Raw genomic sequence first — 20,716 nt, forward strand, 5'->3', positions numbered from 1 at the left:
ACGATCTATAAGTTATGAAAGTTTCTACACGACAGATTCAAAAAATAAATACTCGTAAAAAAATCATTGAAACTGCTTACATAGTTTTCTCAGAAAAAGGTTTTTCTGTTCCGTCAAGCATTATCGCAAAAGAGGCAGGGGTCTCACACGGTTCAATATTTGCCCATTTTCCAACAATGAATGATCTACTAATTAGTTTGCTGTCAGACTTTGGAGATAAAATGGGTGCAAGCCTGCATGTACTTGCAAAAAAATGTGACAGTGTAGAGAATCTATTAAAAGAACATTTGAAGGTCTTGAAAGAATACGAAACAATTTATTCCAGATTAATTTCAGAAAAAAACAGATTACCTAATGAAGCAAAAAACACTTTTGCAATTATTCAATCTACTGTAGCCTTTCATTTCAGCAGTGTCATTGAACGCGAGATAGAAAAAGGAATGGTTAAAAAGCTCCCTGTACATATGCTGTTTAATATATGGCTAGGACTGGTTCACTATTATCTACTGAACAAAGATTTTTTCTCAGATTCTAATGAGTCAGTTATTAAAAGGTACGGTTCGGAATTACTATCTACATATTTAAATTTAATTAAAAACGAAAGGAAGGTATATGAATGAAAACATGTATTGCTTGTGGCATGCCTATGGAGGACATTTCGGACTTCGCGGCAAACGATCCGAGTAAGGATTATTGTGTACACTGTTCGCGTCCCGACGGAGAAATGCAGTCTTTTGAAGAAAAGGAAGAGAACCTAACAAAATTTATCGTAAGGACACAGGGATTCGATGAAAGCGTTGCCCGAAAAATTGCTGAAGACATGATGCGCAAATTGCCGGCATGGAAAAAATATTTTGATTAAAAGAAGGGTTGTGTATGGGAGAATTAACTAAACTACCTAATGTAGGTAAAGTTTTGGAGAAAAATCTTAATGAAATCGGGATTTTTACTGAAGAGCAACTAAGAGAAATGGGCAGCAAGGAAGCATTTTTACGCATAAGAATGATCGATCCTGGTGCTTGTCTGCATATGCTTTACGGCCTGCAGGGAGCAATAGACGGTATTAAAGACAGTTTATTGCCGGAAAGCACAAAGCGTGAATTAAAGGAATTTTATAAAAACTTATGAGGAGGAACAAAAATGCAAGTGGCCCGTACCCCTTTTGATGGACATTAGAAACACAAGTATAATAGAAGTTGAAAGGGGTCATAAAAGACAAAGCAATATAGTTCAGAATTCAAAATGGAAGCCATTAAACGGGTAGAATCCTCTGAAGGTTCCATAGCCTCGGTTGCAAAAGAATTAGGTGTAAACACTAACACGCTGCATGGTTGGTTAAAAAAATTTCGTGAGAAGCCTAACGTTCCCTTCCCAGGTAGCGGGAAATTAAGTCCAGATGACGAGTTAATTAAAAAGCTTGAGCGCCAGATTCGGGATCTCCGGGAGGAAAATGAAATCTTAAAAAAGGCGGCAGCTTACTTCGCGAAGAACCTGAAGTAAAGAGGTTTGAATTCATCAGAGCTAACCGCTGTAAATTGAAGCTGTGCGAAATGCTTGGTGTTTCACGAAGTGGTTATTATGCATGGGAGAATCGCCCGAAAAGTACAAGAGACACAGAAAATGAAGTGCTCAAGGAAGAAATAAAGTCTATACATAAGACAAAGCAAACTTATGGTTCTCGTAAAATTACCAAGGAACTCCGACGTAAAGGTAAATTAGTTAATCATAAGCGTGTAGAGCGACTTATGAAACAGGAGGCTTGAGATCAAAGGTAGCTAAAAAATATAAGGCAACAACAAATTCAAACCATCACCTGCCAGTGGCGGAGAACATTTTAAACCGTCAATTTTTAGCAGAAAAACCCAATATGAAAATGGTCAGCGACATAACCTATCTATGGATAGAAGAAGGCTGGCTTTATATAGCTGGGGTGATGGATTTATGTGGTCAAAAAATAAGGAATATTACTCTGCAGCGATGGTAGCTTAAGGCATCAGAATTAATGAATACTTGTCATCGGACACTTCACAAAGATTATAAACAGGCGGTTTCCAGAGGAAGGGGGGAAAATTACCACTATCCACAACAGGTAACCGCCGCCTGCGGTCGGAGCGAAGCGAAGATTCTTGACTTCATGTGCTAGACTGAATAGACCCGACCGAGGTAACCATATTTTGGCGTATATCCGTCGGTCGGGTAATTTTAAATTAGCACATGGAGTCAAGAACGGTGGCCAGGTTACTACCAGAATATCTTGACAGGCTAACGAAATATTAAGCAATTCTATGAAACAGGAAGCAATACTTGTGTTTTATGTGTCTATTTAACGGGGGACGCCGCAAGGCCTTTTAGTTTAAATATCACAAAAACGTGTTATTTTTGTGACAGTCTTGTAAAAATTGTTCGGTATTATTACACAGAAGAACATTTTATATTTCTGGAATGAATGTCCAGGTACCGTAAAAAACATTTTTTGGTGAACAAAAAGAAAATGGATTTAAAAGGGTGAAAAGATATGAGGTCAAAATGGTTTGGTATATTCGGAATTATTCTAGCCTTAATACTTATGGCAGGTCCCTTAACAAGTGGTGCCTTGGCAGCAGGGGAACATGAGGATCCCCATAGAGGCCATGATATGAATACCATGAGCGAACCTAGTCAAACAAATGAACATGATATGAATAATATGGAGAACATGACCCATGATAGTTCGGCAAGTGGGCACGAAGGAAATACAGGAGGTGACCATGGCTCTCAAGACGGAAGTCATGAATCTATTGGGAGCAGCCATGACTCTCGTGGAAGTGTTCACGATGCAAGTGAAAGTAGCCACGACTCAGGTGACAGCGGTGGACATAATTCCGGTAGCGGAGGTCACGGGAGGGCACCTCAAGATCCCGACACTCCTCCTAACTGGCCAGTAATTTATGGTTTTGGTGCCTTTAACTTATTGGTGATACTTGCTGCTGCTTTACTGAAAACAAAGGCTTAAATGGGGTGAACTGGTTGAGTCAACAAAAAGGTAGTCAATTACTTAAAAATATATTGAAAAGCAAGTGGTATCCCGGAATTTTTCAATGGCCTACTTTGATTGTGTTTGCTGTTATCATGCATGAGTTATTAGTCGGCATTCCTGTAGCACACGATAACTTTGGTACTGCCATGACCTGGGTTTTGTGGTGGCCTATTATTCCGCTGATTTTCCTATTGGTCGGTCGTTTCTGGTGCGCGATCTGTCCCTTTGCCACCGTAAGTGATTTGGTACAGAAGTTTGTTGGTAATAAGCGGCCGGTGCCCAAGTTTTTAAAAAAGTATGGTATCTGGATTATTGATGCATTGTTTATCCTCATTACATGGGCAGATCATATTTGGGGTATTGTAGAATCCCCCCGGGGTTCCGGTGTGCTGCTCCTTATGCTTACTACCGGTGTTATAGTGGCTGGAGCATTCTTTGAAAGAAGAACCTGGTGCCGTTACCTATGTTTCATCGGAGGGCTGGCAGGCAACTATTCCCGTGCCGGTGCTTTAGAACTGCGGGGAACACCAGAAATCTGCGCCAAGTGTAACGTATCAGCCTGCTACAAAGGCACTGAAAAAGCTCCCGGCTGTCCTATGTTTGAATTTCCCAAAACTATGGACAACAGTGCGCGCTGCAACTTCTGTGGTGATTGTGTAAAAAACTGTCCCAATGATTCCATCACCGTTTCTGCAAGAATTCCTACTAAAGAACTGTGGTTTATCCGTAAACCCAAGTTGGAGGAATCTTTCCTGGCCATTGTTATCATGGGTATTGTTTTCGTTCAGAACATAACCATGCTGGAAGTATGGACTGATATTCAACAGTGGATTGGTAGCGTGTTAAGCACCAATAATACAGACATAATTTTCACCGTTGCCTTTATTATTGCAATGGCTATCCCGGCACTTACTCTATACCTAACTAGTTGGCTTGCATCCCTAAAGAACTCTGATAATGCCTTAATGAATTTTACTAAATTTGGTTATGCGTTGATTCCACTGGATTTTGCCGGTCATATGGCTCATAACTTGTTCCACCTGTTGGCAGAAGGAAAGTCTCTATTATTCACAGGTTTGGCGCTGTTCGGTATCAAAAATGAAGGAGCATCTGCCGCCCTGGTGGGTATGGAAACAATTGTATTCCTGCAGTATTTATTACTGGCGTTGGGTACATTTGCCTCCATCTATGCGGCTTACCGTATTGCCAAGTCGAACTACAAAGGGCAAGAAGTTATAGGTACTGTGATTCCTTATACAATCCTTACCTTGGCCCTTGTAGCCTTCAACGTTTACCTGTTCCTATTACCGATGGCTCATAGAATGTAAACTCAAAGACAGGTTACCCACCAGGGTAGCCTGTTTTTAATATAGGCTCTATGTCAAATGTTGGGGTGACAGGTGTCTACGGATACCTGTCGCCATATTTTTATGTCCAAAATTAAGCGCAGCAGTGAAGAATACGTGAGCGGAATCTATTAAAATTTCTAAAACCAAAAGCATTACGCTTGATGACTTTAATTTTGTTGTTGTAGCCTTCAATACACCCATTTGAGTAAGGGACATCAAATGAATTTAGAATTTCAGTTTTCCAGTTTACGATTGTATTAGCCAGGTAGTAAAATTCTTTGATTTTATGTTGTTTAACGAGATTTAGCCACCGGTTAAGTTTTGATTCTGCTTCAACAGAGGAACTTGCCTTTACAAAATCCATGAACTGTTCTTTCAAAAGATAAGAAACTCTAAGTTCATCATTAAAACGAAGGATGTTGGCCAATTTGATTTTAGAATCATCGCTTAACTTATCGGGTCTTGAGAGAAGGAGTCTACGGCTGAATTTTAAAAATCGGCGTTTTTCATAAGGTAAAGACTGCTGAACACGTTTTCTGACCTTATCAATAGCCCAAATGCAGTTTCTGACGTAGTGAAAGCGATCAATAACAATCGTAGCGTTAGGAAAAACCAGTTCGGCAGCCCGCTTATAAGGGCCCCACATATCAATAACAACATACTTAACCTTATCGAGATTATTAAACTTTTTAAAGTAGCTAACCAGATAATCCTGGGTACGGCTTTCAAGGATGTCAAGGACTTTGGAACTAATGGGATCAGCCAGAATGCAATGGTATTTACCTTTGTCAGTAGTGCCTTTAAACTCATCAATAGAGAGGACAGTAGGCAATTCCTTAAGGCTATAGGATAGGTAATCAAAGATTCTAGTGATAGTACATGGAGAGAGAGAAAAATCATCAGCGACAGAGCACATACTGGAGTTTGAGCGGAGCCTATCCACAACGGCCATAATCAGTCGTTTAGTCATTCTTTGATATTTACCGATAAAGTCAACTTGTTCGTAAAACTTCTTGTTACATTTACGGCAGTTATATCGTCGCTTGCGATATATTAAGTAAAGGGGTTTATTTAGCCAGGGAATATCCTTAATCTTTTGAGTTCGGTAGTCATGGATAGATTTAGTTAATGTCCCACAAGCAGGGCACTTATGGGGTCTAACGGGCATTGATAGAGAGATTTCAGAGTGGCTGTCAAAATGCTCAACATTGCTAATAATAACATCTTTCAAATTAATAAAATTTCTGATAGACTGAAATTGCATTTGGAAGAATACCTCCTCTTTGAGGGTTTGGTTTGGCGACTAAGGTATTCGACCAAATGCTTTTCTTTTTCCTGTCACCCCAACATTTATTTTAGAGCCTTAATATAAAACAAAAATTACTATATATATAATACACCCGTCCCGACAAGCAATGGACAAGATTAAATAGAAATATTATTGTAATGGGGGAAAATATATAGTTAAACCAGTGATATCAGGTCGACAGCAATATTTTATTCCTGATGTTTTTTTCGAAGCCTGTTCAACTCTATTTTTACACCAAAGTATAATAACACGGCAACCAGAATGCTAATGCCCAGGTTAAGATAATTTTTGCTCAGCGTTACCAGGTTATAGCTAAAGGCTGTTTCCAGTATCAAGGCAGGCAGCTTTCCTGCGGTGGTAGCTATTATAAAATTTGCAAATGAAACGGTAGTTATTGCTCCGAACAGGTTGATAAGGCCCGAAGGAATAAAGGGTGCCATGCGTAAAACAGTAAGGAAATAAACTTGCTTAGTTCCAGGTAAAGAACTTACCGTTTTAGATAGTTTCCACTGATCGGTGGAAAGTTTGGCAACGGATTTAGCACCCCACCTGTATAAAAGGAAGGAAATGGCCGCTCCGACAACTTCCCCGGCCCAGGATATCAGGAACCCACCATACAGGCCGAAAACCAACATATTTGCTCCGGTTAAAAAGACCGAGGGAATGACCCCTGCCAAGCTGATAGCCACGTTTATGACTATGCTGATCAGAATGGCGGTGGCACCGGCATCTTGGATAATTTGGGCCGCGGTTTGTACATCACCGGAACCGGCAGCCTTGATAATGTTTATTAAATCTTGCCGCCAGAGACCGGTGGCTATGGCAGTAAGGGCAATAAAAGAAATAGCTGGTAATAGATATTTCTTCAAAAACCAATCTCCTTTACATTTTAAACATTAGCCTTGAACAGCAGGCTTACTAATGATTGCGATTATTCCACTTATCTTTATGTACGATAGCTGCCGGCACAGAATCCCAAATACCGGTAGAAGCTAACCTATTGCTAAAACATTATTGCCGTTGGTAGAACCCGTTGTTTTGCTTGATTACCGCCGGTGTCTTGTAACTGAGTGAAATAGCCCGGGGAACTTTGTCCAGGTTGTCTATCAGCATAATAAAGGCTACCTTGGCAGCGGTCAAGAGTACCTACACAGATAATAGTTTTTCTTTCTTAGTTGACAAATTTAGTAGGAATTCATATACTTAAATAAGTGATATTGAAAATCAATATCAATAAAATCCGCTGAGGGGTGGTAACTAAAAATTAACATTAATGTAAAGTTAAATAATCCAGTTGCTTTAGCGGCGGCAAATTACCGCGACTTATTATTGAAACGGGTCCCAAACATATTGGCAAAAAATGAAACAGAAAAAAAGAAAACCTCACGATACAATTTGGAAGGACTGTCGGCCAACAGAATCCAAGCAAAAAATATCGGAGGTAATCTGAGTGAATTGTACCCAAAATAAGAAATTAAATCAAGTATGGGAAAGGTTTGGAAATTTTGACCTGTCAGCAGCATGATGGTTTTGCTGTCTTGAGAATAATGGGTTACCATCGCCATGTATAAGCAAAAAGCCTTTTTCTATTTTAATCCATGCTTGGCTTTTTTGAAAAGTAAGCAATTTTATAAGAGAGAAAAAGTAAATTAATGAAAACTTAAGGTTATAAAGAGGTGTAAAACATGAAGAACATTAAAGTAACAATAGGCTTTTTACTTATTTTTGCAATGCTTGCTCTTTCCGGTTGTTCAACCTCAAAGGACAGCACAGCAAGCAATCAAGTTAACAGCAAGGACAGCGGAGTAATAAATCTCTACACCGACAGACACTATGACACTGATCAGGAGTTATTTGATTTATTTGCCAAGGAGACCGGGATTAAAGTAAATGTAGTTAAAGCAGAATCCGATGAATTAATAGAGAGACTGGCCAGGGAAGATAAGGATACCAAAGCAGATTTATTGATAACTGCTGATGCCGGAAGATTGTACCGGGCAAAAGAGAAAGGACTATTACAACCCGCATCAAGTGAAACTCTCTTTAAAAATATTCCGGAAAACTTAAGAGATAAGGATAACGAATGGTTTGGCTTAACTGTTAGAGCCAGGGTTATCGTTTACTCCAAAGACAGGGTAAACACCTCCCAATTATCTACATATGAAGATTTAACAGATCCTAAATGGAAAGGCAAAATATTGGTAAGGTCATCTAATAATATTTACAACCAATCTCTACTGGCCTCCTTTATTGCTCTTAACGGCGAGGATAAAGCAAAAGAGTGGGCGAAAGGTTTAGTAGCGAATATGGCCAGAGAGCCAAAGGGTAATGACAGAGACCAGGCTAAAGCAATCGTCGCAGGGGAAGGCGATATTGCCATCATGAATACCTACTATATTGGAAAGATGCTTAAATCCTCCGATCCGGAAGAAGTAAAAGTGGCAGAAAAGGTTGGAGTTTTCTTCCCTAACCAAGATACTTCAGGTACTCACATCAATGTTAGCGGGGTAGGGTTAGTAAAATACGCTAAAAACAAAGAAAATGCCATTAAGCTAATGGAATTTTTATCCGGTGAAAAGGCACAAAAACAGTTTGCTGAAGCCAATTTTGAATACCCAGTCAATCCTAATGTGGAACCTTCTGAGCTATTAAAATCTTGGGGAGATTTTAAATCACAAAACATAAATCTCACTTTGTTAGGTGAATACAATCAAAAAGCAGTCAAAATCTTTAACGAAGTTGGTTGGAAATAAAGTAGCAGCCCTGCAAAGGGCTGCTAACCATTTAAAGGAAGTGTTTGAAAGTTGAGGATTTTAAATAAGATAAAACCCCATTTGGATATTTGGTCAGTACTGAGTTTTTTGTTCATAGCATTGATTGTAATTCCTGGTTTCCATATATTTATTAACTTATTTTTACCGGCTAATGAGAATTGGCAACATATAAAAGATTACTTATTGAAAGATTATATTTTAAATTCTTTGAAGCTAGTGCTATTTACAAGTATTTTTACTGTTTTAATAGGTACAAGTTTATCTTGTTTAATTAGTGTATATTCTTTTCCTTTAAGAGATTTTTTTAAGTGGGCATTTGTTTTGCCATTAGCAATACCTCCCAATATAGCGGCATACACATATAGTGGTTTGATAAGTTATACAGGCATTGTCCAAGTATCTTTAAGAAATTATTTTAATATTCAAGCTAATCCAAAATACTTTGACATTATGAATATAGAAGGGGCTACTTTTATATTTACCTTATTTCTATTTCCCTACGTATATACCATCACTAGATCTTTCTTAGAAAAACAATCGGCTTCACTCATTGAATCTGCTAGGTTGTTGGGCAGAAAACCAATTGAGATTTTCTTTACAGTGATATTGCCCTGTTTAAGGGGGGCAATTATTGGTTCGGTAAGTTTAGTCGTATTAGAAGTATTAAATGATTTTGGGGTTGTGCAGTATTTTGGTATTCAGACCTTTAGTACAGCAATATTTAAGACCTGGTTTGCTATGGGTGATGTAAATTCTGCAATAAAACTATCTTCCTCCCTAATGTTCATTGTTCTTACCATATTAATTCTTGAAAGAGTTTTAAGGGGAAGGAAAAAATATAGTTATACCAGTGCCAAAGTCAGACCTATTTCCCCGCAACCACTCACTGGAATAAACAAAATACTTGCCTTTGGTTACTGCATGTTAATTTTTTCTTTTAGTTTTTTGATTCCTACTTTGCAACTATTATACTGGTCTTTTCTTACCTATAAGAGTACTTTAAATAACTCCTTTTGGCTTCTAATAATTAACTCATTAACTGTTGCCTTAATTACTACCCTATCGGTGGTCATTATATCTGTAATAATTGCAAATTATTGCAGAATTAACGATCATGTTTTATCTAAAATATATGCAAAAATTACCGTGGTTGGCTATTCTGTTCCAGGCGCGGTTATTGCAATAGGAATTTTAGCCTGGTTTATATTTTTAGATAATCAGCTATATGGCATATATAAAATGGTTAATTCAAATTCTGCAAAATTAGTTCTCAGTACAAGTATCCTTATGCTTATCTTTTCATATGTTGTAAGATTTTTAGCAATGGGTTTTAACTCTATTCAATCTGGTTTTGAAAAGATTGGAAATAAGTTTTTTGAAGCTTCTAGAACATTAGGGGTAAATAAAACTGAAACATTTTTTAGAGTAGACCTACCTATGATTAAGCCTGCCGTTTTAACCAGTTGTGTTTTAGTCTTTGTTGAGGTTATTAAGGAATTACCTTTAACCTTACTTTTAAGACCTTTTAACTTTGACACCCTGACGACAAAAGTTTTTCAATATGCTAGTGATGAGATGATTCAAGAAGCAGCTATTCCTTCTATGATAATAATTGTAATAAGTCTTATTTCTATATATTTTATAAATGGCGTTGAAAGTAAGGAGGATAACTAAATGTATGTAGAGATTAGGGACCTGATTTTTAAATATAAAAATTCTCAGCTGTCAACCATTAATAAGGTAAATCTGAGCATTTCCAGAGGTGAAATTATTGCTATTTTAGGTCAAAGCGGCAGTGGTAAAAGCACAATCCTTAGATTACTTGCCGGTCTCGAAAAACCTTGCAGTGGTACCATAGTAATTGATAATAAGGTTATGTTTGATAATAATACCTACGTTAATCCAGAAAATCGTGGCGTAGGTATGGTGTTCCAAGATTATGCCCTATTCCCTCACATGACTGTGGAAAAAAACATTATCTATGGTTTGGCAAAGCTTGACAGGAAAGAACGGACTAAACGCTTGAAAGAAGTTTTAACACTGGTAAATCTTGAAGAATTTAGAGACCGTTATCCTTATGAATTAAGCGGTGGTCAACAACAAAGGGTTGCACTGGCCAGGGCCCTGGCACCTAAGCCGGCGGTCTTGCTATTAGATGAACCGTTCAGCAATTTAGACGCAGATTTAAGATGCAAAATTCGAGATGAATTAAAGAGAATAATTAAAGATGTAGGTATTACCTCAATTTTTGTAACACATGACCAAGAGGATGCAATATCTTTAGCCGACAGGGTGGTTTATTTACATAAGGGGACGGTGCTTAAAGTGAAAACAAAAGAAGAATACGGTACCGGATAAAAATTTAACAGGAATCAAAAATTTCTAATAATTAGACTGGCGGTGATTTGCTTATAAGATTCTTCCTTAGTGTAAAACGTGCATTCCTGTTAATGAAAAGCAGCGGCTTTGAGGGGAGAATTTTTTGACAAAATCCAACAGCAAAAGACGTCATCTCAGGCCAACGGCCTTAGTAAAAAAGACCCGGTAACTGCTAGACCGGGTTTTAAATTTTCTGGCTTATTAAATAACTCTGTTTCTGAAAATGCAAAAAATTTTTACCAACGGCGAAATGTTTTGTAGACAATATTCGTCTTACATTTAAGTGTTTTTATAATGGAGGGTCGTGCATTGGAGATACAACGGGTCGAAGAAGCGGGCAGGTTTGTCAAATTGAAGCACATAAAAGGTTGGCCCCGCCGGGTGAAAATTACGCTGGGCCTTGGTTTGCTGCTGGTGATGGCCTCCGTGCTGATGACGTTCAACCGTACAAACGGCGGTCTTGTGGTGCAAACGGCAAAGGCGGAAAAAAGGTTTATTGAACAGAGCGTTATGTCCAGCGGCCGGTTAGAGGCGGCAGAAAAACAAGAGTTTTTCACCCCGGTGGACAGTACGTTAATGGAATTATCCGTTAAAGTAGGAGACAGGGTCAGCCAGGGGCAGGTGTTGGGACGCCTGGATACCCAAGAACTGGGGCGGCTTTACCAGCAGGCGGTAGCCAGGTTGGCGGGTTTGGAGGCAAATTTGGTCAGGGCAAGAGCCACCAATGATCAATTGAATTTCAATGCTGCCGATGCGGCCTACCAAAAGGCTAAAAACAAACTGGACCGCATTTCTCTTTTATACAGTGCCGGGGCTGTAACCATAGAAGAATTGGAACAAGCCAAAGCAGATTTGGCGCAGGCCGAGGTGGCTGGCCGGGAGGCCCTGGTCAAACTGCAGCAAGGCGCCGCAGCTAAAGAGGCGGCTGCCTTAAAAGCCCAGGTGGATTTAGCGGTGCAAGAAGTTAACCAGGCCAAAGAACGGCTGGAACTGGCCACCTTTGTGGCTAACCATGACGGGGTGGTACTGTTTGTGGGAGCGGAAAAAGGAAACCGGGTGCTGGAAGGTACCCGCCTGCTGGTGGTGGGTAACGACAGGAAACTCGAGGTAACCGCCGGCATTAACGAAATTGACGCCGGCAATTTGCAAGTGGGACAACCGGTAAAAATTACTTGTGCATCCCTCCCGGAAAGAGAATTTGCCGGGGAGGTCAGCCGGGTGGCCGCTGTGGCTGTTTCTGAAAACAATAACAATAGCAACGTTATCAGTGTACCTGTAACCATTCAATTGAAGGGAGATATCAGCGGGTTAAAACCCGGATATACAGTGGAAGTAAACATTATTACCATGGCCAAGAAAAAATGTTTGACAGTGCCCTTTGAAGCCCTGGTGACCAAGAACGGGGAAAAGTATGTGTCACCGCCGGGATATAATTGACCCAGGTTCGCCGGAAAGAAAATGACCCACCCTTAGCGAATATATCCCCTTCGTAATTAACGGCCAAGTTAATCTTCGGAGGGAGACACATGCTAAGGAGTGGGATAGTGATATCGTTACATACCATGAGGGCAGAAGGCAAGAGTATTCGTGAAATTGCCCGTCTAACGGGGCATTCTCGAAATACAGTTCGCCGATATCTCCGGGGTGAATTCTCCCCCGAAAAGGGAACCCGTAAATCTCGTGGTTCCAAGCTTGATCCGTATAAACCGTTCCTGCAGGAACGTCTTCAAGAAGGTATCTATAACTGCGAGGTTTTATTCGATCTTCTACGAGAAAAGGGGTATACCGGGGGACGTACCATCTTGAAAGACTATGTGAAGGACTTCCGTCCTCCCAAACAAGTTCCCGCTGTTCTTCGTTACGAGACGAAACCTGGTGAATATGCACAGGTCGACTGGGGACTGTGTGATTACGTAGATTTGGACGGTACAGTCCGAAAAGTGCCGGTATTTGTCATGGTATTGGGGTACTCTCGTTCCACCTATATAGAGTTCACTAAGCGTTGTGACATTCACAGCTTTCTTCGTTGCTTGATTCATGCTTTTGAATATTTTGGGGGCATCCCAAAGGTAATGCTGACCGACCAGATGAAAACCGTCGTACTGGGCATGGGAGATGATCGAAAACCTCGCTGGCATCCGCTTTTTGCCGACTTTGCTGCAGCGATTGGGCTTGTTCCAAAAGTATGCAAAGTTCGACGCCCCGAAACAAAGGGAAAAGTGGAACGAGGCGTTCAATACGTAAAAAACAACTTTCTTCCTGGCAAACGCTTCGTTGATTTACAGGATCTCAATCAACAAGCCCTACACTGGTGCGAGCGGATTAACCGCCGTATTCATGGAACAACCGGCGAACGTCCCATCGACCGACTCCGTGAGGAAAATCTGTCGCCTATCCCTTCAGCTGAACGATGGGAAAAATACTTGCATGAACCAAGACAGGTCAGCCGAGACGGATTTGTTAGCTACGATGGTGTACGATATGGGGTTCCATGGAGGTACAGTGGACGTGAGGGTACCGTGCGAGAAGTGAATGGGTGGGTGGAAATCTGGGCCGACGGCACATGTATTGCTCGACACCAAAAGGTCTATCGATCCCGTGCAACTGTTTTTTGTGAAAACCAGTATGCAGGTCTTACGACTGCTCAAGGATATGCCTATCCACGTCCGCAAGCCCGACAGATTTCATCGCAGCAAGTGGAAGTGCGTTCGCTGGATGTCTATGAGCAGCTGACGGGGGTGGGAGCATGATTGAACTGGAACAAGCACGGCTACGTCTCGAGGAACTTGGGCTTCAGCAAGCGGCTCTACTCTTGGATGCCCATTTGGAAGCGGCAAGTCATGGACAGCCCACCTATCTGTCCTTTCTCAACATGCTTCTAGATGCAGAGATAGCGGAACGTCAAAAACGGAATATGGAGGTACGCACCAAACTCGCACACTTGCCTTACCGAAAAACGCTGGAGGAGTTCGATTTTGCTTTCCAACCCAGCATTGACGAACGGTTGATTCGAGAGCTGGCCACGATGACTTTTGTAACCCGACACGAGAATGTCTTGTTCTTAGGGCCTCCCGGAGTAGGAAAAAGTCATCTGGCGGTGGCGTTGGCTGTAGAAGCCATCTCGCAAGGGATATCCGTTTACTTTGTCAGTCTCTCGCAACTCATCGAAGATCTGCGAAAAGCTTACACGGAAAACAGGCTGGATAAACGCCTACGCATCTATATTCGACCAAAGCTCCTGATTATTGACGAAATTGGTTACTTACCGTTTGACAGTTTGGCAGCTAACCTCTTTTTCCAGGTAGTAAGTGCAAGATACGAGAGAGGGAGTATTCTGTTGACCAGCAACAAGAGTTTCGGTGAATGGGGGGAACTGATGGGCGATCCGATACTTGCTACGGCTATCCTGGATCGGCTCTTACACCATTCCCACATCGTCAATATTAGGGGGAATAGTTACCGACTTCGTGAGAAGATGAGGACTGGAGCCTACGGCTCCCCCTCTACCACCTAACCAACAAAAAATCGCCGGGTGGGTCAATTCTAAACCGGCGATGGTGGGTCAAAATAAAGTCGGCGTTGACAGTATGTTTATGTGGTGGAAAAAGGTGTTGCCAAGCAGCGGCAAATCAAGACTGTAAAAGGCAATGAATTATACGACGTGGTATTAGCCGGACTGCAAGAGGGAGAGGAAATTGTTTTAAATCCGCCCGGCACGTTGCGGGACGGTCAAAAAGTTGCCGCAGGTGAGAAACATGATCAAGGTAAGTAATTTAACAAAGATTTATCATACGGGTACGGTGGCGGTGCAAGCCTTAAAAGGCATAACCGTGTCTGTGCAAAAAGGTGAATTTGTGGCGGTGATGGGTCCGTCGGGGTCCGGCAAGTCAACTTTTATGAACCTGCTGGGTTTACTGGATACCGCCACCGAAGGGACTTACATCTTAGAGGGGAAAGAAGTGTCAGCCCTGAATAAAAACCAACTGGCCGTGCTTCGCAATCAAAAATTAGGTTTTGTTTTCCAGGCATTTAATTTAATCCCCGGTCTTACGGCCTTAAAAAATGTCGAATTGCCCATGCTTTATGCAGGCATTAAGCCAAAGGAGCGCACCCGGCGGGCCCTTCTTGCTTTGCAAAGGGTGGGTCTGGGAGATCGGGTGCATCACCGGCCGCATGAACTTTCCGGAGGTCAAAATCAAAGGGTAGCCATTGCCCGGGCCCTGGTTAATAAACCGGCTGTCATTATGGCGGACGAACCAACCGGCGCCCTGGACACCCAAACCGGGGAAGAAATTATGGCCATCTTCCAGCAATTGCACCGGGAGGGTGCAACCATTGTACTGGTTACCCATGAGCCGGATATCGCCCGGTACGCCGAAAGAATATTGCGATTTAAAGATGGGCGCCTAATAAGCGACGAATTGGTGGAAAATCGTATTGTTTCCTCTGAAAAAACGAGGTGAGCTTGTGAATCTGAAAGAGTTTATTCTGCTGGCTCTGGAGGGAATTCGCCATAATAAATTAAGGTCTTGCTTAACCACCCTGGGCATTGTCGTGGGGATTGCCGCTGTTATTCTGGTTATTGCCATCGGAGAGGCGGGCAAAACCATAATTATAAAAGAAATGGAGAGTTTCGGCACCAATCTCTTTCAAGTATATTCTAACTATAAAGAAGGCGAGTATACCAAACCCGGTGACTATACAAAGACGGATATTGCCGTGATTAAAAAATTAGTGCCGGAGGTTAAATACCTGACCCCGATGAAATACAACAGCGGTCTGATCAGAAGCGATACCGGCAAAAAAAACACCCAAATTATCGGTACCGGCTCGGATTATCAGCATATCCGCAAGGTGCAAATATTACAGGGCAGGTTTTTCAGTGAGGAGGATGAGGCGGCAGGCAGGCGGGTAGTAGTTTTGGATGAACTGCTGGCCGATGAACTCTTTGGTTCCCAAAACCCGGTCGGACAGCGGGTGTTGGTGCAGGGAAAACCTGCCGTAGTGATCGGTATCATTAAGAAAACCGAGTCGGCCTTACCCGGTTTAAGCCCGGATAATTATGCCTATGTTCCCATCTCCTTTATGGAGGGCAGTTCCCAGTGGCAGTATATTAATTTTCTGTTTGGCAGTGCCGTTGCCAAGGAACAGGTTTATCAGGCCATGGACCGGACTAAAACAATTCTGGAACGGCGGCATAACGCTCCGGGACATTATGCGGTCTACAGTATGGAACAGGAGATGCAAACCGTAAATAGGGTAACCACCATTATTGGTCTGGTGATCAGCTGCATAGCCGGCATCTCCCTTTTGGTTGGCGGCATTGGGGTAATGAATATTATGCTGGTATCGGTTACCGAGCGCACCAGGGAAATTGGTATTCGTATGGCCCTGGGGGCCGGCCGGAAAGACATTCTGCTGCAGTTTTTAATTGAAGCGGTTGTATTATGTTCGGTGGGCGGACTGTTTGGCATTGCCGTCGGCTGCGGCGGGGCTGCTGTCATTTCCTTTTTTCTCAAACTGCCGCCCCTGGTTTCATGGTGGGTGGTTCTGCCGGCTTTCCTGTTTTCTGCGGTAATTGGCATATTTTTCGGTCTTTATCCGGCCAACAAAGCATCTCAATTAGACCCAATCACGGCCTTGCGCAGAGAATAATACATCCTGTCACTGTTTTAATCACGGCATTTAAACTATAATATTGGGTATATAAAATGCTGCAGAGGTGTTTGGACAGTGGATGATGGAAGGTTATCCTGCCGGCAAGAGCATCCTTTTTTGGCATGGGTAAAAAAAGAAACCGGCATTAGTTTAAACAGTAGTCAACAGCAGGCGGTGCTGCACAAAGACGGGCCGCTGCTCCTGTTAGCAACACCCGGGGCGGGTAAAACCACTGTCTTAAATTTACGCATTGCTTACCTGTTATTAGAGCATCAAGCGGATCCCCGGCAAATACTGGCCCTTACCTTTAGCCGGGCAGCCGCCAGGGATATGGAAGCCAGGTTTCTAAACCTGTTTGGCCGGTGGATCAGGCAGCCGATCCGATTTTCTACCATACACAGTTTTGCTTATCAGGTGGTGGCAAATTATTTCAGGCGCCGGCAACGGCCCTTTAAGGTTATTGAAAATGAAACGGGATTCAACAGTAAAAGCGCCGTATTAAAAAGCATCTGCCAGAGGTTTTATGCCGCTGTGGTGAGCGAAGAAAAGCTGGAGGAGTTGGCCAATGCCATCGGCTATGTAAAAAATGCCATGCTTCCCCTGGCAGACATAGATAAGCTGGATTTTAAAATAAATCATTTGAAAGAAATATATCTTGCTTATGAACAGTACAAGAAAACCAGTAATGCCCCAACTGTCCTGCTGGATTTTGATGACATGCTCACGCTGGCCCACGATATTTTAGAAAAAGAAACGGGTCTGTTGGCTTTTTACCAAAATCAATACCGTTACATCATGACAGACGAGAGTCAGGACACATCTCTGATACAACATAAAATTATTGAGAAAATAGCCAGGCCCCATGACAATTTATTTATGGTGGGGGATGAAGACCAGGCCATCTACGGCTTCCGCGGGGCAGCGCCCCGGTATCTGCTGGAGTTTAAGCAAACCTATCCCGGGGCTAAAGTTATAGCCATGACAGAGAATTTCCGGTCGTCTCAGGAAATAGTCAACTTAACCAACCGGTTCATTAAAGCCAATCAAAAGCGCTATGCCAAAGAAATGTTTACCCGCAACGCCGGCCACAAACCGGTGCACGTGTGCAAGTTTAAACATGAAGGTGAGCAGTGGGAATATCTTGTCCGGCAACTGTCCGGCGCCGGCGATCTATCGCAGAAGGCAATTATTTACCGTAACAATGCTTCGGCCATCGGTCTGATTAATAAACTGGAACAGCGGGGTATTCCTTTTTACCTCAGGGATTTTAAAAACCGCTTTTTTAACCACTGGGTGGTAGAGGACGTGCTGAATTTTCTGCGCTTTTCTTATAATGACAAAAGCACCGCTGTCCTGGAGAGGATTCACACCAAACTGAATCCCTTCATTTCTAAGGATGACCTGACTTTTTTAAAAGGGTTGGGTGAAACGGGTATCTGCTTAACCGTTCTGGCCGAGCGTTATGCCGGTGACAGTAAAAAAGCCCGGGGATTTTTAAAGCTGCAAAAGTATTTTAACCAGTTAAACAAGCTGTCTCCCCAGTGGGCTATCCGGTTTATCAGGCAAGAAATGAAGTATGAGGAAAGTGCCGAAAGGATCTGCAATAATTTAGGCTATTCTTTCGATAATGTGAAAAGCATCCTGGCTAACCTGGAACATATTGCCGGCGGCTTGCCGGGCCACCAGGAATTTGCCGGTCGCTTGAAGGAGCTGGAAAAAATTATGGCGGAGGCCCAAAATAATCGGGGCCGTAATGCCGTCACACTGACCACGATGCATTCTGCTAAAGGGTTGGAGTTTCAGCGGGTATACCTGATTGATTTGGTGGAAGGGGTAATCCCCGGGGCGGAAAGTATTAAAAAGGGCAACCAGGACAGCCTGGAAGAAGAAAGAAGATTATTTTATGTAGGCATGACCAGGGCCGCCCGGGAGTTGTTTTTGTTAACCGTAGAAAATTATCAGCAGGAGCAGGTGCAGGAATCGCGCTTTGTTAAGGAAGTCAGGCAAATCCTGCAGCCGGCGGATAGAGCAGCGGCAACCCAAGCACAACCGGTGTCAAAACCACCGGCGGCCGGGATGTTTGTTGACCACAAAAAATTTGGCGTAGGCAAGGTTCTTTCGGTTAACATGGGTAAGGATACCCTGCGGGTTGGTTTTGAAAACGGGCAGGTTAAAGATTTACTGTACAGCGTTTGTGTTGAGAATAATTTAATCCGCATTTTATAACCTCTTATGGGTTAACGGGAAAGGGGCAGCGTATTTTTCCGCTGCCCCAGCGTGTCGACAAAGGTTATCGGTGGTTTATGATCCCCTTTGGCTCCGGTCTACGCACCGACAGCACTATGATTCGCTACGGCGGCCATTGGGGTCGCCTCAAACGGGCCCTCCTGGCCCGGTTCGGCTGGCGCCCACGTCCTGTGGGCGCCACCCCAATGGCCCCTTCGCTCATCAAGTGCTGTGACCGGTGCTTCGACAAGTCGCCGGCAGGGGATCAGCAAACCACCTTGACATTGTTTTGCAGCCTTTGTCTACAGTCTGGGGCAGTGTATTTTTCCGCTGCCCCTTTCTAATGTCCCAGGTCGGGATTAAGGCTCGCTAGTGCGGCGGCTTACCCTTAGCGGATAAAATTCATAAATGTTTTAGCCTCTCTTTCCGGAGGTTTGATGGTTTGCTTGCCGCCTTCAATTACTTTTAAAAGCCACGCCATATTTCTACCAAGCACCCGCATGATTTGTACACCTTCTTCATCCTGCACTGCTTCGCCGGGTTTGGTGCCATGAATGACATTCCAATAATTTGAAGTGGGCAGGAACATTTCGGAATAATGAAGATAATTATTTAGCTGGTCAAAGGTAGGCAGCCCGCCGGAACGTCTTACGGCAACCACCGCTGCACCGACTTTGTGCCGTAGCAGGCCGTTGTTAACGCTGGCAACATAAAAAGCCCTGTCCAAAAATGCTTTCATGGTGCCGGCAATGGCGGAATAGTGAACAGGTGACCCCAAAATTATACCGTCCGCTTCTTTCATTTTTTGAATCCATTCATTAACCTCATCAGCAATAATACATTTTTCATCTTTGTTTTTTACGCATTGACCACATGCAGTACAACCTTTAATGGTTTTGTTGCCCACCTGAATAATTTCCGTTTGGATGCCTTCTTTTTCCAGCTCATCTGCTACCAGCTTAATGGCATGATAAGTGTTTCCGTTTTTATGCGGGCTGCCGTTAAAAGCTACAACTTTCATAATGTATGCCTCCTTAAATAAAAAATTATTGTTATTGTTTAGATGAAAGTATAGTTAATTATCCGAACAGTGGCAAGTATGCACTTTAAGGTAAGTCAACTTACCCGCGCTGCACGCTGCCGGTTTTTTTAAGGCATCGCCCGGTTAAGCAAACATTAAGGGGGCTTTAAGGCGATCCTCAGGCAGCATTCAGGCTATTTTCAACTTAATGGCCTATGATAATGACAGATGCAAAATCAATAACCAAGGAGAGGTGTTAAGTATGTTCAAATTAGGGAAAAAGATTACCGGTCTTGCGGTGGGAGGCATGCTTTTAGCCGGCGCGGTTACCGGCGTGGCCTTTGCCGACTCCAACGCCAAAACGACACCGGAGCAGTCCAGGGAACAGTTTTATCAGGAGTTTATTGCTGATTTTGCGCAAAACCTGGGGGTGAGTGAGGATAAGGTGACAGCCGCCCTGGAAGCTACAAAAAAGCAGATGATTCAAGAAGCCGTGCAGCAGGGCAAAATAACTCAGGAGCAGGCCAATGTGATGCTGTCGCAAAAGGGTTTCGGGTTTGGCTTTCATTTTGGCGGTCCCCGGCATGACAAGGGAGATTTAACACAAAACGATAACTTCCTTAAAGATGCCGCCGGTGTGCTTGGCATTACGGCTGACCAATTAAAGTCAGAACTGCAGGCGGGCAAAAAGCTGCAGCAAATTATCACTGACCACGGCCTGACCATGGAGCAGTTTCGTCAAAAAATGCCTAAACCCCAACGGCCGCCTGTGAATAACGAAAATGCTGAATAAAAGTTGGGGCAGGATTTAGCAATATCAGTCGAAATAACGGGAAGGAAAGTTGGCAGGATAGATTCCCCCTTATGATATAATTAAATAAAAAGTGAATGGCGATGGAGTTCGCCTAACGCTGTTCAAGCTGATGACTCCTACCCCTTGTGCGAACCGGGGTAGGAGTTTTAATTTAGGCAAAGGGGGTATCA

The 20,716-nt window shown here is 42.9% G+C and carries 22 protein-coding genes, 1 pseudogene and 1 riboswitch; of the genes and pseudogenes, 20 read left to right on the plus strand and 3 right to left on the minus strand.

Going from position 1 to position 20,716, the window contains the following annotated elements; all coding sequences use genetic code 11:
- The first annotated feature begins 14 nt into the window (after positions 1 to 14).
- From DESHY_RS06515 to DESHY_RS06550, 8 genes and pseudogenes are all read left to right on the plus strand, one after another.
- Complete coding sequence (locus tag DESHY_RS06515) at positions 15 to 620, plus strand: TetR/AcrR family transcriptional regulator (RefSeq protein WP_008411378.1); 606 nt, start codon at positions 15 to 17, stop codon at positions 618 to 620.
- Positions 617 to 862 (plus strand): zinc ribbon domain-containing protein, encoded by a 246-nt coding sequence (locus DESHY_RS06520; protein WP_008411379.1) that lies wholly within the window; start codon positions 617 to 619, stop codon positions 860 to 862. The genes DESHY_RS06515 and DESHY_RS06520 overlap by 4 nt, the downstream gene beginning before the upstream one ends.
- A 14-nt stretch (positions 863 to 876) precedes the next feature.
- On the plus strand, positions 877 to 1,128 hold the full coding sequence (locus tag DESHY_RS06525; RefSeq protein ID WP_008411380.1) for a TfoX/Sxy family protein: 252 nt from the start codon (positions 877 to 879) through the stop codon (positions 1,126 to 1,128).
- Between the two features lie 99 nt (positions 1,129 to 1,227).
- Positions 1,228 to 1,500: pseudogene (locus DESHY_RS06530) on the plus strand (transposase); the annotation flags it as partial.
- Between the two features lie 50 nt (positions 1,501 to 1,550).
- Positions 1,551 to 1,763, plus strand: coding sequence for an IS3 family transposase (locus DESHY_RS14865; RefSeq protein ID WP_008411381.1), 213 nt, complete (start codon positions 1,551 to 1,553; stop codon positions 1,761 to 1,763).
- Positions 1,760 to 1,984 (plus strand): hypothetical protein, encoded by a 225-nt coding sequence (locus tag DESHY_RS13585; protein WP_008411382.1) that lies wholly within the window; start codon positions 1,760 to 1,762, stop codon positions 1,982 to 1,984. The genes DESHY_RS14865 and DESHY_RS13585 overlap by 4 nt, the downstream gene beginning before the upstream one ends.
- Positions 1,985 to 2,635: 651 nt before the next feature.
- Entirely contained in the window at positions 2,636 to 2,992 is a 357-nt protein-coding gene (locus DESHY_RS13890) for a hypothetical protein (protein WP_143147851.1), read from the plus strand.
- A gap of 5 nt (positions 2,993 to 2,997) precedes the next feature.
- Positions 2,998 to 4,344 (plus strand): 4Fe-4S binding protein, encoded by a 1,347-nt coding sequence (locus tag DESHY_RS06550; protein ID WP_008411384.1) that lies wholly within the window; start codon positions 2,998 to 3,000, stop codon positions 4,342 to 4,344.
- A gap of 112 nt (positions 4,345 to 4,456) precedes the next feature.
- Here the strand turns inward: DESHY_RS06550 and DESHY_RS06555 are convergent, their stop codons facing one another.
- Positions 4,457 to 5,629 (minus strand): ISL3 family transposase, encoded by a 1,173-nt coding sequence (locus DESHY_RS06555; RefSeq protein ID WP_008411033.1) that lies wholly within the window; start codon positions 5,627 to 5,629, stop codon positions 4,457 to 4,459.
- Positions 5,630 to 5,862: 233 nt separating this feature from the next.
- Entirely contained in the window at positions 5,863 to 6,543 is a 681-nt protein-coding gene (locus DESHY_RS06560) for a TVP38/TMEM64 family protein (RefSeq protein ID WP_008411385.1), read from the minus strand.
- Positions 6,544 to 7,359: 816 nt separating this feature from the next.
- Here DESHY_RS06560 and DESHY_RS06565 point away from each other — a divergent pair.
- From DESHY_RS06565 to DESHY_RS14115, 11 genes are all read left to right on the plus strand, one after another.
- Positions 7,360 to 8,427 (plus strand): Fe(3+) ABC transporter substrate-binding protein, encoded by a 1,068-nt coding sequence (locus DESHY_RS06565; RefSeq protein ID WP_008411388.1) that lies wholly within the window; start codon positions 7,360 to 7,362, stop codon positions 8,425 to 8,427.
- Positions 8,428 to 8,478: 51 nt separating this feature from the next.
- Positions 8,479 to 10,122: an ABC transporter permease gene (locus tag DESHY_RS06570; RefSeq protein ID WP_008411389.1), complete on the plus strand. Its 1,644-nt coding sequence runs from the start codon at positions 8,479 to 8,481 to the stop codon at positions 10,120 to 10,122.
- Positions 10,123 to 10,806: an ABC transporter ATP-binding protein gene (locus DESHY_RS06575; RefSeq protein ID WP_008411393.1), complete on the plus strand. Its 684-nt coding sequence runs from the start codon at positions 10,123 to 10,125 to the stop codon at positions 10,804 to 10,806.
- Between the two features lie 330 nt (positions 10,807 to 11,136).
- Positions 11,137 to 12,264, plus strand: coding sequence for an HlyD family secretion protein (locus DESHY_RS06580; RefSeq protein ID WP_008411395.1), 1,128 nt, complete (start codon positions 11,137 to 11,139; stop codon positions 12,262 to 12,264).
- Between the two features lie 89 nt (positions 12,265 to 12,353).
- Positions 12,354 to 13,577, plus strand: coding sequence for an IS21 family transposase (gene istA / locus DESHY_RS06585; protein ID WP_008409807.1), 1,224 nt, complete (start codon positions 12,354 to 12,356; stop codon positions 13,575 to 13,577).
- Complete coding sequence (gene istB, locus DESHY_RS06590; RefSeq protein ID WP_008409491.1) at positions 13,574 to 14,341, plus strand: IS21-like element helper ATPase IstB; 768 nt, start codon at positions 13,574 to 13,576, stop codon at positions 14,339 to 14,341. Before istA ends, istB begins: the two co-directional genes overlap by 4 nt.
- Before the next feature lie 81 nt (positions 14,342 to 14,422).
- A complete protein-coding gene (locus DESHY_RS14010; protein WP_008411396.1) occupies positions 14,423 to 14,599 on the plus strand; it encodes a hypothetical protein in 177 nt (58 codons plus the stop codon).
- Positions 14,583 to 15,290 (plus strand): ABC transporter ATP-binding protein, encoded by a 708-nt coding sequence (locus DESHY_RS06595; RefSeq protein ID WP_048817954.1) that lies wholly within the window; start codon positions 14,583 to 14,585, stop codon positions 15,288 to 15,290. The genes DESHY_RS14010 and DESHY_RS06595 overlap by 17 nt, the downstream gene beginning before the upstream one ends.
- 4 nt (positions 15,291 to 15,294) lie before the next feature.
- The gene (locus DESHY_RS06600; protein WP_008411398.1) at positions 15,295 to 16,482 is read left to right on the plus strand and encodes an ABC transporter permease; all 1,188 of its coding nucleotides are present in this window, start codon (positions 15,295 to 15,297) and stop codon (positions 16,480 to 16,482) included.
- Positions 16,483 to 16,602: 120 nt separating this feature from the next.
- Positions 16,603 to 18,711: an ATP-dependent helicase gene (locus DESHY_RS06605; protein ID WP_072866215.1), complete on the plus strand. Its 2,109-nt coding sequence runs from the start codon at positions 16,603 to 16,605 to the stop codon at positions 18,709 to 18,711.
- A 77-nt stretch (positions 18,712 to 18,788) separates the two neighbouring features.
- Positions 18,789 to 19,055, plus strand: a complete 267-nt coding sequence (locus DESHY_RS14115; RefSeq protein ID WP_162470936.1) for a hypothetical protein — start codon at positions 18,789 to 18,791, stop codon at positions 19,053 to 19,055.
- Between the two features lie 44 nt (positions 19,056 to 19,099).
- Here the strand turns inward: DESHY_RS14115 and DESHY_RS06610 are convergent, their stop codons facing one another.
- On the minus strand, positions 19,100 to 19,732 hold the full coding sequence (locus tag DESHY_RS06610) for a flavodoxin family protein (RefSeq protein WP_008411400.1): 633 nt from the start codon (positions 19,730 to 19,732) through the stop codon (positions 19,100 to 19,102).
- 262 nt (positions 19,733 to 19,994) lie between these two features.
- Between DESHY_RS06610 and DESHY_RS06615 the strand changes: the two genes are divergently transcribed.
- A complete protein-coding gene (locus tag DESHY_RS06615; RefSeq protein ID WP_008411402.1) occupies positions 19,995 to 20,525 on the plus strand; it encodes a Fis family transcriptional regulator in 531 nt (176 codons plus the stop codon).
- Positions 20,526 to 20,613: 88 nt separating this feature from the next.
- Positions 20,614 to 20,672: riboswitch (Fluoride riboswitch) on the plus strand.
- Positions 20,673 to 20,716: the final 44 nt, after the last annotated feature.

This window comes from Desulforamulus hydrothermalis Lam5 = DSM 18033 (assembly GCF_000315365.1).
GTDB lineage: Bacteria > Bacillota > Desulfotomaculia > Desulfotomaculales > Desulfotomaculaceae > Desulfotomaculum > Desulfotomaculum hydrothermale.